This is a genomic window from Arthrobacter sp. SlRoot2-15 (assembly GCF_059739345.1).
In genome coordinates this window covers 3,339,948-3,353,031 of the sequence record NZ_AP046058.1, presented here as the reverse complement: position 1 = coordinate 3,353,031, position 13,084 = coordinate 3,339,948, and the positions used below count along the sequence as shown (strand labels likewise).

The 13,084-nt window shown below is 67.2% G+C and carries 10 protein-coding genes and 2 tRNA genes; 2 read left to right on the top strand and 10 right to left on the bottom strand.

Annotated elements, in window-relative coordinates; genetic code table 11:
* Position 1: 1 nt before the first annotated feature.
* The 7 genes from AC6I9V_RS15580 to AC6I9V_RS15550 form a co-directional block, all read right to left on the bottom strand.
* A complete protein-coding gene (locus tag AC6I9V_RS15580; protein WP_497900049.1) occupies positions 2-1,864 on the bottom strand; it encodes a glycoside hydrolase family 15 protein in 1,863 nt (620 codons plus the stop codon).
* 338 nt (positions 1,865-2,202) lie between these two features.
* Complete coding sequence (locus AC6I9V_RS15575; protein ID WP_497900330.1) at positions 2,203-2,808, bottom strand: mycothiol-dependent nitroreductase Rv2466c family protein; 606 nt, start codon at positions 2,806-2,808, stop codon at positions 2,203-2,205.
* Between the two features lie 169 nt (positions 2,809-2,977).
* Positions 2,978-4,258: an ATP-dependent Clp protease ATP-binding subunit ClpX gene (clpX, locus tag AC6I9V_RS15570; RefSeq protein WP_349411385.1), complete on the bottom strand. Its 1,281-nt coding sequence runs from the start codon at positions 4,256-4,258 to the stop codon at positions 2,978-2,980.
* Positions 4,259-4,478: 220 nt separating this feature from the next.
* Positions 4,479-5,138 (bottom strand): ATP-dependent Clp protease proteolytic subunit, encoded by a 660-nt coding sequence (locus tag AC6I9V_RS15565; protein WP_146338590.1) that lies wholly within the window; start codon positions 5,136-5,138, stop codon positions 4,479-4,481.
* A 38-nt stretch (positions 5,139-5,176) separates the two neighbouring features.
* Positions 5,177-5,788: an ATP-dependent Clp protease proteolytic subunit gene (locus AC6I9V_RS15560; RefSeq protein WP_138770441.1), complete on the bottom strand. Its 612-nt coding sequence runs from the start codon at positions 5,786-5,788 to the stop codon at positions 5,177-5,179.
* Positions 5,789-6,034: 246 nt separating this feature from the next.
* A complete protein-coding gene (gene tig, locus AC6I9V_RS15555; protein WP_497900048.1) occupies positions 6,035-7,435 on the bottom strand; it encodes a trigger factor in 1,401 nt (466 codons plus the stop codon).
* Positions 7,436-7,504: 69 nt separating this feature from the next.
* Positions 7,505-7,579: transfer RNA gene (locus tag AC6I9V_RS15550), tRNA-Pro, on the bottom strand.
* 131 nt (positions 7,580-7,710) lie between these two features.
* Here AC6I9V_RS15550 and AC6I9V_RS15545 point away from each other — a divergent pair.
* Positions 7,711-7,781 (top strand) — tRNA-Gly (locus tag AC6I9V_RS15545).
* Between the two features lie 80 nt (positions 7,782-7,861).
* Here the strand turns inward: AC6I9V_RS15545 and AC6I9V_RS15540 are convergent.
* The 3 genes from AC6I9V_RS15540 to AC6I9V_RS15530 form a co-directional block, all read right to left on the bottom strand.
* Positions 7,862-8,806: an Fpg/Nei family DNA glycosylase gene (locus tag AC6I9V_RS15540; RefSeq protein ID WP_497900047.1), complete on the bottom strand. Its 945-nt coding sequence runs from the start codon at positions 8,804-8,806 to the stop codon at positions 7,862-7,864.
* Positions 8,806-9,300: a ribose-5-phosphate isomerase gene (locus AC6I9V_RS15535; protein WP_138769079.1), complete on the bottom strand. Its 495-nt coding sequence runs from the start codon at positions 9,298-9,300 to the stop codon at positions 8,806-8,808. Before AC6I9V_RS15535 ends, AC6I9V_RS15540 begins: the two co-directional genes overlap by 1 nt.
* Positions 9,301-9,373: 73 nt before the next feature.
* Positions 9,374-10,375, bottom strand: coding sequence for a hypothetical protein (locus AC6I9V_RS15530; protein ID WP_497900046.1), 1,002 nt, complete (start codon positions 10,373-10,375; stop codon positions 9,374-9,376).
* Positions 10,376-10,519: 144 nt separating this feature from the next.
* Here AC6I9V_RS15530 and pepN point away from each other — a divergent pair, with 144 nt between their 5' ends.
* On the top strand, positions 10,520-13,072 hold the full coding sequence (gene pepN / locus AC6I9V_RS15525) for an aminopeptidase N (RefSeq protein WP_497900045.1): 2,553 nt from the start codon (positions 10,520-10,522) through the stop codon (positions 13,070-13,072).
* Positions 13,073-13,084: the final 12 nt, after the last annotated feature.

Sequence of the window (13,084 nt, the reverse complement as noted above, 5' to 3'; positions counted from 1 at the left end):
ATCAAACGCGAGGGCCCTCCGGCCGGCTCAGGCCGGGCGGAGGGCCCTCGCGGTTTCGCCGTTCCGCCTCGCTGATGGCCCAGGCCGCGTTGACCAGTCCAATGTGGCTGAACGCCTGCGGGAAGTTGCCCAGCAGTTCCCGGCTGTCCGGGGCGACCTCCTCGGCCATCAGTCCCAGGCCGGTGGCAAATCCGGCCGCACGTTCGAAGACCTCTCTCGCCCGGTCCGTCAGCCCGGCGAGGGCCAGGGCGTGGGCGAGCCAGAAGGTGCAGAGCAGGAAGGCGCCCTCCTCGCCCGGCAGGCCGTCGTCGGTGTGGTAGCGGTAGACCAGGCCGCGGCCGTCGGTGAGCCGGTGCTCGACGGCTTCGATCGTGGCCAGGAACCGCGGATCATCCGGGGGCAGGAATCCCACGATTCCGAGCATCAGGGCCGAAGCGTCCAGCTGCTCGGCACCGTACGCCTGGGTGTACGCCCCCGCGGCGTCGCTCCAGCCGTTCGCGCGGATGGAGTCGGCGATCAGCTCCCGGGCGTCCCTCCAGCGCGGCACCCGGTCCGTGGCCTGCAGCACCCCGGCCAGGGTGATGGCCCGGTCCACGGCGACCCAGCACATCAGCTTGGAATACAGGTAGTGCCGCGGTTCGCCGCGGACCTCCCAGATCCCCTGGTCGCGCTCCTGCCAGCGGGCGACGGCTGCGTCGGCCGCGTCCGCCAGGAAACGCAGCGTTTCCGGTGCCAGGCCGTCGAGGAATTCCGGCATGGTCGCGGCCGCATCCAGCAGCTCGCCGTAGACGTCCAGTTGCCGCTGGTCCCAGGCTCCGTTGCCGACCCGCACCGGCGAACTGCCCCGCCAGCCGGGGAGGTGGTCCAGGACCCGCTCGGGAAGGTCGCGCTCACCGCCAATCCCATACATGATCTGCAGCTCCTCGCCCCCGGCCAGCTGGCGGGCAGCGGCCGTCGCCAGGAACTGGAAGAACTTCCCTGCCTCGTCTGGGCACGCCGCCACCCACAGCGCCTGCAGGGTCATGCTGGCATCCCGGACCCAGGTGTAGCGGTAGTCCCAGTTGCGGGTGCCGCCGGCCACCTCGGGCAGGGAGGTGGTCGGCGCGGCCACGATAGCGCCGGACGGATAGTAGCTGAGGGCCTGCAGGACCCGGCCGCTGCCTGCCACGAGCTCCTGCCAGGGGCCGCGGTAGCCCTGGTGGATCCCGGACCAGCTGCTCCAGCCCTCGAGGGTGTCACCAAGGCGGTGCACCATCTCCTCCTGGTCCCAGAACCCCAGCACCTCGCCCTCTCCAAGCTGGCGGTGGAGGGCGAAGCCAAGGCTGTCGCCGGCGCCGAGCCGCAGGACGGCGCGGGCGGTACCGCCGTCGAGCGTGAACGGCACCGGAGCGGACAGGGCGAGTTCCTCGGCGCCGGCGCGGATCAGCAGGCCGCCGTCCACGGCCTGCAGCACCGGGCGCACCAGCCCGTACTCCGGCCGCGGCGCGAAGCTGACGTCCACCTCAACGCTCCCCGCGGTGCAGGACAGCCAGCGCAGCAGCGTGCCCGGGGATCCCTGGCCGAGGTCGTGCCCTCGCCGTCCGGAGCCGAGGACCAGTGCGTCGCTGACGGCGAGCCGGCCGTGGGCGGATGTGTGGAGCGACTCCAGGACCATGGACGGACCTAGGTACCGCCGGGTGGTTGTGTACTCGCCGGCGGGCCGGATGGACCAGTGGCCGGCGTCTTCGCCCAGCAGCCGGCCGAAGACCGAGGGGCTGTCGAAGCGCGGTAAGCAGAGCCAGTCCACAGAGCCCGCGGCGCTGACCAGGGCCGCAGACCAGCAGTCGGACAGCAGCGCGTATTCCGCGATGGGCTCAGTGCTCATGGCACCAATCAGAGGCGACTTTTGGGCAAAGGGGAAGCCCCATCAGCTTTTTGCGGTTGGTGGGGCTTCGACTTTTCGATTACCACGTGACGTCTTAGGTAATCTGGCGGGATCCTTGGAGTTTCAGGTCTTCCTACCTCGTCACTGGTAGCCATCATCTGACTTTGCCGAAGGCTGCGTCGGATGAGTGTCACTGAATCTTTGGTTCCTGCGTCCCGCTTCTTTCGAAGTGGGTAAGTTCTATTGTTCTCCCGCTCCTCCGGATGCACAAGGGCCCCGGATGAACTACAAGCGGGTAGTTCATTCAGGGCCCTTGGCGTACCGTCCGGGGCAGCGGCCTAGCTGAAAACGGGGCTCTCGGTGCGGCTGCGCTTGAGTTCGAAGAAGTACGGGAATGAGGCCAGCGTCACGGTGGCGTCCCAGAGCTTCCCGGCGTCTTCACCGCGCGGGATGCGGGTGAGGACGGGGCCAAAGAACGCGGTGCCATTGAACGCGACGACGGGGGTTCCGACGTCCTGGCCGACCAGCGAGATGCCGGCCTCGTGGCTGGAGCGCAGCTGGGCGTCGAACTCGTCCGACTGGCCGGCGGCAGCGAGCTCGGCAGGCAGGCCCGCCTCGGCGAGGGACTTGGCGATGACCTCGTCGATGTCCTTGTTGCCTTCGTTGTGGATCTTGGTGCCCATGGCGTCGTAGAGCGGCTTGATGTACTCCGCGCCGTGCTGTTCCGCGGCGGCGATGATGACCCGGACCGGCGCCCAGGCCTTGACCAGGAACTCCTTGTACTCGGCCGGGAGCTCGTCGCGGCCCTCGTTCAGGACCGCCAGGCTCATCACGTGCCACTCGGTCTTGATGTCCCGGACTTCTTCCACCTCGGAGATCCAGCGGGAGGTCACCCAGGCGAAGGGGCACATGGGGTCGAACCAGAAGTCTGCTTTGTTCGTCATCGTTTCGGGCACAGGGTTCTCCTTTGGAAGTCAACGGGGAGCGTTCGCCAAGGCCTGCCGGAGGCCGTAGCCACGGACGGCACGGCGCAATGGTTAAGCGCAACAGTTAGGCACAGCGACGCTGCCGGCGGATTTATTCCGGCTTTTCCACGCGCGGGGGCTGTCTGGTTCAGGCGGACTTACGGCGCTTGACGTCGTGGGGGATCATGGTGGGCGCGGCCTTTTTGGCCACCACGTCCTCGGTGATGACCACACTGGCGACGTCGTCCCGGCTCGGCAGGTCGAACATCACCGGCAGCAGGACTTCCTCCATGATGGCGCGGAGGCCACGGGCACCGGTGCCGCGTTCCAGGGCCTGGTCTGCGATCAGGTCCAGCGCCTCGTCCTCGAAGACCAGCTCGACGCCGTCGAGCTGGAACATCTTCTGGTACTGCTTCACGAGGGCATTCTTGGGCGTGGAGAGGATCTGGATCAGCGCCGGACGGTCAAGGTTCGAGACCGTGGTGATGACCGGCAGCCGGCCGATGAATTCGGGGATGAGGCCGAACTTCAGCAGGTCTTCGGGCATGACCTCGCCATAGGAGTCCGCGTTGTTCTTGACCTCGTTCAGCGGGGCGCCGAAGCCGATGCCCTTGCGGCCGGACCGCGAACCGATGATCTCCTCGAGACCGGCGAAGGCGCCCGCCACGATGAAGAGCACGTTGGTGGTGTCGATCTGGATGAATTCCTGGTGCGGGTGCTTGCGGCCGCCCTGCGGCGGAACCGAGGCGACCGTGCCCTCGAGGATCTTCAGCAGCGCCTGCTGGACACCCTCGCCGGAGACGTCCCGGGTGATGGACGGGTTCTCGCTCTTGCGCGAAATCTTGTCGATCTCGTCGATGTAGATGATGCCCTGTTCGGCCTTCTTGACGTCGTAGTCAGCGGCCTGGATGAGCTTGAGCAGGATGTTCTCGACGTCCTCGCCCACGTAGCCGGCTTCGGTCAGGGCGGTGGCGTCGGCGACGGCGAACGGGACATTCAGGCGCCGGGCCAGGGTCTGGGCCAGGTAGGTCTTGCCGCAGCCCGTGGGGCCGATCAGCAGGATGTTGGACTTGGCGATCTCGACGTCGTCGTGGTGGCCGCCCTCGGCCAGGGCGCCGCTCTTGGGTGCGTGGCCCGCCTGGATCCGCTTGTAGTGGTTGTAAACAGCGACGGCGAGGGACCGCTTGGCGGGCTCCTGGCCGATCACGTATTCCTGCAGGAAATCGAAAATTTCGCGGGGCTTGGGCAGCTCAAAGCTTCCCAGGTCAGCTACTTCGGCGAGTTCTTCTTCAATGATCTCGTTGCAGAGTTCAATGCACTCGTCGCAGATGTAGACGCCGGGTCCGGCAATGAGCTTGCGGACCTGCTTCTGGCTCTTTCCGCAAAAAGAACACTTCAGCAGATCGGTGCTCTCGCCAATCCGAGCCATATGGGAACCCCTTAGTATCTTGCTGCCGGCTGGGTCGTGCTCCTGTGCAGCGCTGCATCCGTTACTGGATCACGGACCGTCCCCGCGGAACGAGAGGCCGTGACATCTTCCACTCTAGGTCACTTTCGCCCTGATGGGTGGAAAGAAGACGCCGGTGCCGCCCATTTCTGTTGAGCGGCACCGGCGTCGTGCGGCAGTCGTGTTGGAACTGCCGTTGGAGCTACTTTGTGATCGCCTGCGGCTTGATCTTGCGGGAATCGAGCACCTGGTCGATCAGCCCGTAGCTCATGGCCTCGGCGGCCGTGAGGATCTTGTCGCGTTCGATGTCGTTGTTGACCTGCTCGGACGTGCGGCCGGAGTGCTTGGCCAGTGTGTCCTCGAGCCAGGAGCGCATCCGCATGACCTCGGCGGCCTGGATTTCCAGGTCGGAGGCCTGTCCGCCTTGGCCGCCGGAGAGGGCGGGCTGGTGGATCAGCACGCGTGCGTTCGGCAGGGCCAGGCGCTTGCCCGGGGTGCCGGCGGCGAGCAGCACGGCAGCCGCGCTGGCGGCCTGGCCCAGGCAGACCGTCTGGATCTCCGGGCGGATGTACTGCATCGTGTCGTAGATCGCCGTCATGGCGGTGAAGGAACCGCCGGGCGAGTTGATGTAGAGCGTGATGTCGCGGTCCGGGTCGGTGGACTCGAGGACCAGCAGCTGGGCCATCACGTCATCGGCGGAGGCGTCGTCGACCTGGACACCCAGGAAGATGATGCGGTCCTCGAACAGCTTGGTGTAGGGGTCCTGGCGCTTGAAGCCGTAGGGGGTGCGCTCTTCAAACTGCGGCAGCACGTAGCGGCTGCTCGGCAGGTTCCCGGCAGTCGATCCGAAGTTGTAGTTCATGTTCATTGCTCCTGGAGTCGGTTCTGTCTGCGTGCCGGTTAGTTTTCGCTGCCGGCGTCGGCGTTGGTTCCGCCGCCGCCCGCCACGGACCCGGCGTGCGCCGCGATCTTGTCGAAGAAGCCGTATTCGAGGGCCTCGGTCGCCGTGAACCACTTGTCGCGGTCGTTGTCCTTGAGGATGGTCTCCACGGTCTGCCCGGTCTGCTCGGCCGTCAGTTCGGCCATGACCTTCTTCATGTGCAGGATCAGCTCGGCCTGGATCTTGATGTCCGAGGCGGTGCCGCCGATGCCGCCCGAGGGCTGGTGCATCAGGATGCGGGCGTTCGGGGTGGCGTAGCGCTTGCCCTTGGTGCCGGAGGAGAGCAGGAACTGGCCCATCGAGGCGGCCAGGCCGGTGGCGACGGTGACGACGTCGTTCGGGATGAACTGCATCGTGTCGTAGATGGCCATGCCGGCGGTGACGGAGCCGCCCGGCGAGTTGATGTAGAGGTAGATGTCCTTCTCGGGGTTCTCGGCCGAGAGCAGCAGCAGCTGCGAGCAGATCGCGTTGGCGTTCTCGTCGCGGACCTCGGAGCCGAGCCAGATGATGCGCTCTTTCAGCAGGCGGTTGTAAATGTAGTTATCCTGGGCCGCCGGATCGACGGTAGCCATCCGGGGTGCCCCTGCTTGCTGTGACATGTGTACTTACCTCTCGCTGGCGACGGTGACGCCACTTGACGGCATCACTGAACTTTCCTACATGGACACTAACGGTTTTCGCGGCCGCTTTGTGCGCAGGCGCAGGGCTGTTCGCTGACGGCGCACGATTGGCCGGGAGGGTTCATTGCAGGCTTAAAAAGCCGCACCCCCGGATGCGTGATCCGGGGGTGCGGGCAGGGACTGCGGGAACAGGAAGTGTTAGAACTTCACTGCTGCCGGGTCGTCGTTCTTTGCGGCGGCTGCTTCCTCGGAAGAGGTTTCCTCGGTAGCAGCTTCCTCGGCGTCGGCTTCGAAGGAAGCCTCTTCGCCGCCGGGGCGGACGAAATCGCTCAGGTCGATCTTGTTGCCCTCGGTGTCGGTGACCTCGGCCTGGCCCAGGACGACGGCGAGTGCCTTGCGGCGGCGCACCTCGGACACCATCATCGGAACCTGGCCGCTCTGATCGATGATCTGGGCGAACTGGTTCGGGTCCATGCCGTACTGGCTGGCGGTGGTGACGATGTAGTCGATCAGCTCGTTCTGAGTGACGTTGACTTCTTCCTTTTCGGCGATGGCGTCAAGGATGATCTCGTTCTGGAAGGCGCGCTCGGTGTTGGCCTTGACCTCGGCGCGGTGCTCCTCGGTGTCGTGCTCGCCTTCACCGTGGGAGTTTTCGGCGCTGAAGTGCTGCTCGAGCTGCTCTTCGACGACGGAGGCCGGAACCGGAACCTCGACGAGCTCGACGAGCTTGTCCAGGACCTTGTCGCGGGCCTCGACGCCCTGTTCGACCGTCTTGGAGTCGGCGGCCTGCTTGGCGAGGTCCTCGCGGAGCTCGGCCAGGGTGTCGAACTCGGACGCCAGCTGGGCGAAGTCGTCGTTGGCCTCGGGAAGCTCGCGCTCCTTGACGGCCTTGACGACCACCTTCACCTGAGCGGACTCGCCGGCGTGGTCACCGCCCACGAGGGTGGTGTCGAAGATGGCGTCCTCGTCGGCGCTGAGGCCGGTGACGGCTTCGTCGAGGCCCTCGAGCATGGTGCCGGCGCCTACCTGGTAGGACAGGCCGGAAGCGGAGTCGACCTCGGCGCCGTCGATCGAGGCGGTGATGTCGATGGTGAGGAAGTCCCCGTCGGCGGCGGGGCGGTCCACGGACTTGAGCGTGCCGAAGCGGCCGCGCAGTTCGTCGAGGGCCTTGTCGACGTCGGCGGCGGATGACTCGGCGGCGGCGACCTCAACCTTGATGCCGGCGTAGTCCGGGAGTTCGATCTCGGGGCGGACGTCGACCTCGGCGTGGAACTTCAGCTCGCCGTCGGTGGCGGACGGGTCCGGCACCTCGGTGATCTCGACCTCGGGACGGCTCAGCGGGCGGATGCCGGTTTCCTGCACGGCAGCCTGGTACCAGCCGTTGAGGCCTTCGTTGATGGCCGTCTCCAGGACATAGCCACGGCCAACGCGCTGGTCAATGAGCTTGGAGGGGACTTTGCCCTTGCGGAACCCGGGAACCTGGATCTGGGAAGCAACAGTCTTGTATGCCTCGGCGATGCTGGGCTTCAATTCCTCAAAGGGGACCTCAACATTGAGCTTGACCCGCGTGGGGGTGAGGTTCTCGACAGCGCTCTTCACAGTCTAAGTACTCCTGGTTTTGGGGGATGGGGCTCTGCAACGCCACTTCGAAAGGCAGTTGCTGCAGAGTCGGGGTGACAGGATTTGAACCTGCGACTTCCTGCTCCCAAAGCAGGCGCTCTAGCCAAGCTGAGCTACACCCCGTAAGTGCACAGAACAGTCTACGGTCATCCTGTGGCGTTTTGCACATTTGACACTGGGGGCCTGAATTGGGTTTAGTTGTATCCGGCTTCAACAGCCGCCCGGAAGTTTTGCTGAAGTTCCAGTAAATTCCCGGGGACGTAGCTTAATGGTAAAGCCTCAGTCTTCCAAACTGATTACGCGGGTTCGATTCCCGTCGTCCCCTCCGAAATATGACGAAGAAACGGCCCCTCTCCGGAGGGGCTTTTTTCATGCCCGCCCGCCCCCGCGGCGACTCCACAGGGTTCAGGAACGCTGGCAGACCGGGCACCAGTAGAGCTTCCGGGCGGCGTGTTCCGCCACGGCCACGGCCGTGCCGCAGTCCCGGCAGTCCAGGCCCTGGCGCCGGTATACGAAGTGCGCGTCCTCCGGGGCGGGCAGCCGGTTGGGCGTTCCCGTCCGGTTGGGCGTCCCCGCTCCCTCGGCACCTGTTCCTGCCGTCCCCGTCCAGAAGCGCGGCGGGGTGGTGATGATCCGTCCGTCGCGCACGCCGTCGGACATCATGGCGACGGTGTCGTCCCAGAGCAGCCCCGCGGCCTCCGCGGGCAGGGCATTCCCGGACAGCCAGGGGTCCAGCCGGCCCCGGAACAGCAGCTCGGCGCGGTAGACGTTCCCGACGCCGGCAATCACCTTCTGGTCCATCAGCAGCGTCGCCAGCGGGGTGCGCTTCCTGGCCAGCCCGGCGAGGAAGCTCTCCCGGTCACCGGGCAGGTTCCGCAGCGGGTCCGGACCCAGCCTGGCCGCGACGGCCTCGACGTCGGCCTCGGTCAGCGTTTCGCAGGTGGTTGCCCCGCGCAGGTCCGCCCAGCCGTGCCCGCTCGCCAGCCGCACCCGGACCGCGCCGACCGGCGCCGGCGGACCCGCATAGACGGGATCCGGGCCGTCGTCGGCGTAGGTCTCCCGCTCGCCGATTTTCCGGGGCGCGCCGATGCTGGAGGCCCCGCGGAAGCCGGCGTCGCCGCCGAAGTCCCAGGCCCCGTACAGTCCCAGGTGCACGTGCAGGACCAGTCCGTGCTCGAAGCCTAGGAACAGGTGCTTGCCGTGCGCCACGGATTCGGTGAGGACGTGGCCGTCCAGCAGGGCCGCGCCCTGCACGAAACGCCCCTGCGGGCTGGTCACCGCCAGCCGCTCCCCCGCGAAGACGTCCGCGAACTGCCGGGCCAGCCGGTGGACTGAATGCCCCTCCGGCACTACTCGACGACCTCGCCGGTGGCCTCGTAGGTGGCGATCTTCCCGATCCGGCGGATGTGGCGCTCGTCGTTGCTGAAGGGCTCGGTCAGGAAGGCCTCGATGATGGCCGTGGCCTCGTCGACGCTGTGCTGCCGGCCGCCGACGGCGACGACATTGGCGTCGTTGTGTTCACGGGCCAGCTTGGCGGTGGACAGGTTCCAGGCCAGGGCGGCCCGGACCCCCTTGACCTTGTTGGCCGCGATCTGCTCGCCATTGCCGGAGCCGCCCAGCACAATGCCCAGCGCGCGGGTGCCCGCCGCCTGGTCGGCCACGACGGCGCGGGCGGCGTTGATGCAGAAGGAGGGGTAGTCATCCAGCGCGTCATAGACCTTCGGGCCGTGATCCACGACGTCGTAACCCTTGGCGCTGAGGTGGCCCACCAGGTGGGCGCTGAGCTCCATGCCGGCGTGGTCGGTGGCGATATGAACGCGCGGGAAGTCCGGGGCAGTGGTCACGGGCGGATCCGTTCTGTGGGGCGCCGGTGGACTACCGGCGCTGCTGGTCAGGGCTCCTCCCAGCCTACTAGGGCTACGACGCCGGAGTCCCACCGTCACGGCGGGCCCGGTCCGCAACGCGGGAGAGCACCTGCGCCACGTTGTCCGCCGTCGTCGGGCTGCCGCCGCTTACGGTCAGCCGGCGGCCATCGGAGCGGTCCACGACGACGGCGGGTCCGCTGCTGACGAGCATCGCTGTCGTGGCACCGTGGCTCCGGTAGCCCCAGCCGCCGTAGTCCGCGGCCTTGACCTCTTTGGGCGTCGCCGACTCGATGGCGGCGGCGGGGACATCCATCACCCTCAAGAACCCGGCGGCGAACACCCGGAGCCCGCTCCGGTCAACGCGGATGCGGGCGAAGAGGAACACGGCCACCAGCAGCGCGGCCGCCACCAGCAACGCTGCCAGCCACGGGACAGCGACGGTCAGCAGGGCCGCGGGAAACAGGGTGGCGATCCCGAGCATCACGAAGACCGAGCTGCGGGCGTGGACCCAGAGGCTGACGGTATCCCGGGCGAGCTCGGGGTCCAGCTCCTTTTCCAGGGCCTCCCGCACGGCCCGTTCATCATCCGCGGACCACCGCTCGTCCGCTTTGAACACGAAGCCCATGACCACCCCGAGACCCAGGGCCGCCCCGCTGCCCATGGCCAGGACCGCCACGTCCACGCGGGATTCCCGTGCGTCGGCGAGGCCCAACTGGCCCACCAGCACCGCGGCCAGGACAGTGGTCACGAAGAGGCTGACCGCCAGCCCGGTGCCCATCATGAACCGGCGCATCAGCGCCGGGCGGGACAACGGCGCCGCCTGCAGCAGGACGGCCCAGCCGACCAGCACGATCAGGCCCGCGCCGACGCCCACCACGGCCCCGAAGGGTGCGAAATCCGCGGCGCCGTCACCGGTCCAGCGGACGGCCAACGGCTCGGGCAGGTCCCCGCGGATCAGCAGCGCGCAGACGACGAAGGCAGCCGCCAGCATGAGCGGGAACCCCACGGCGAAGCGCAGGGCCCTGGCGTCTACGGAATCCCGGATCTTTCCCATGGCTCCAACGCTACCCCTGCCGGGGCCGCCGGGAGAGACTCGCTGTGACGGGCGCAACTTGCCAACCGACCGCGTTGTGAAAGAATAATTTCACAGTATCGTTTCCACCGTTCCCACCCCTTTTGGAGGCACCACTTGCCCGGTATGAACCTCACGCGCGCCGAAGCCCGCGAGCGCGCCGCACTGATCGCCGTCGACTCCTATGAGGTCAGCCTCGACCTGACCCGGGGCGAGAAGGTGTTCGGCTCCACCACCGCCGTAAAGTTCACGGCCGAGCCGGGGTCTTCCACCTTCATCGACGCCGTAACGCACACGGTGCACAGTGTCACGCTCAACGGCCGCGAACTGGACCCCGCTGAGGTCTCCGACGGCATCCGGATCCAGCTCCCGGACCTCGCAGCTGAGAACGAGCTGCTGGTGGTCGCGGACGCGCCCTACATGAACACCGGCGAAGGCCTGCACCGCTTCGTGGACCCGGTGGACAACGAGGTCTACCTGTACACGCAGTTCGAGGTTCCGGATTCCCGGCGGATGTTCGCCGTCTTCGAGCAGCCCGACCTCAAGGCCAGCTTCAGCTTCACCGTCACGGCGCCCTCGCACTGGGACGTCGTCTCCAACTCCCCCACTCCGGAACCGGTGGAAACCATCCCCGGCGAGGACGGCGGCGCCCGCTCGGTCTGGGAATTCGCCCCCACCCCGCGGCTCTCCTCCTACGTCACGGCCCTGATTGCCGGCCCGTACCAGTCGGTCCGCAGCGAAGTGAAGTCTGCGGACGGGAAGGTCACGCCGCTGGGCGTCTTTGCCCGCAAGTCCCTCATGCAGTACCTCGACGCGGACAACATCTTCGACCTCACCCGCCAGGGCTTCGAGTTCTTTGAGGCGCAGTTCGGCTGCCCGTACCCGTTCGAGAAGTACGACCAGCTCTTCGTGCCGGAGTTCAATGCCGGCGCCATGGAAAACGCCGGCGCCGTCACCATCCTGGAAGGGTACGTCTTCCGCAGCAAGGTCACTGACGCCCAGGTGGAGCGCCGCGCCATCACCGTGCTGCACGAGCTGGCCCACATGTGGTTCGGCGATCTCGTGACCATGCGCTGGTGGAACGACCTCTGGCTCAACGAGTCCTTCGCCGAATACATGTCGCACCTCGCCGCAGTCGAAAACACCAAGTTCGACCACGCCTGGACCACCTTCGCCTCGGTGGAGAAGTCCTGGGCCTACCGCCAGGACCAGCTGCCCACCACGCACCCGATCTTCGCCGAGATCAACGACCTGCAGGATGTCGAAGTCAACTTTGACGGCATCACCTACGCCAAGGGCGCCTCGGTGCTCCGTCAGCTGGTGGCCTGGGTGGGTCCGGAGGAGTTCATGGCCGGGGTCCGCGAGTACTTCCGCAAGCACTCCTGGCAGAACACCGAGCTCAGCGACCTGATGGTCGAGCTCGAAAAGGCCAGCGGCCGCGACCTGGACCACTGGGGCCAGCTCTGGCTGGAAACCGCCGGGGTCAACACGCTCAAGCCCGAACTGTCCGTCGGCGAGGACGGCACGATTTCGTCCTTCACCATCCTGCAGTCCGCCACCGAGGCGCAGCCGACCATCCGCCCGCACCGGCTCGCCGTCGGTTTCTACAACCTGGACGGCGCCGGGAAGCTCGAGCGGGTGCACCGCGAGGAGCTCGACGTCGACGGCGAACGCACCGAGGTTCCGGCGCTGGCCGGCCTGGCTCAGCCGGACCTGATCCTGCTCAACGACGACGACCTCGCCTATGCCAAGGTCCGGCTGGACCCGAAGTCCCTCGCCACCGCCACGGCGCACTTGAAGGACTTCGGCCAGAGCCTCCCCCGCACCCTCGTCTGGGGCTCGGCGTGGGACGCGGCCCGCGACGGCGAGACCCCGGCCCGCGGCTACGTGGAACTGATCTTGGCCAACATCGCCGAGGAATCCGATTCCTCCGTCATCCTGGTCCAGCTCCGCCAGCTCGCCACGACGCTGAACTTCTACGTCGCCGCGGAGCACAAGGAAACCACCGCGACCGCCGCCGCGGACCGGCTCTGGGAGCTTGCCTCCCGCGTCCCGGCCGGTTCCGACGCGCGGCTGCAGTTCGTGAAGTCCTACGCCCTGCTGGCCCGCAGCGCCTCCCAGCTGGACACCGTCGCCGGGCTGCTCGACGGTTCGCAGGTGCTGGCCGGCCTCACCGTGGACCAGGACCTGCGCTGGGAGCTGATCGCGTCCCTCGTGGCCGGCGGCCGGGCAGGGCAGGAAACGATCGATGCCGAGCTGGAGCACGACAACACCGCCACCGGCCAAAACGCGGCTGCCCTGGCCAAGGCAGCCATCCCCACCGCCGAGGCCAAGGCCGCGGCCTGGGAGTCGATTGTGGTCAAGGGCGAACTGTCCAACGCGCTGCAGGGTTCCGCGGTCGCCGGCTTCACCCGGGTGCTGGACACCTCGCTGCTGGAGCCGTACGCGGAGAAGTACTTCGCGGCCGTCCCGGGCATCGTCAAGGACCGTACCCACGCGCTGGCCCAGCAGATCGTCGTCGGCCTCTACCCGGCGCAGCTGACCACGCAGGAAACCGTTGACCGCACCGACGAGTTCCTAACCTCGCTGCCGGAGGAGAGCGCGGCACTGCGCCGGATGATGCTGGAAAACCGCGACGGCGTCGCCCGCGCCCTGCGCGCCCGCGCCGCGGACGTCTAGGCACGGCGGCGG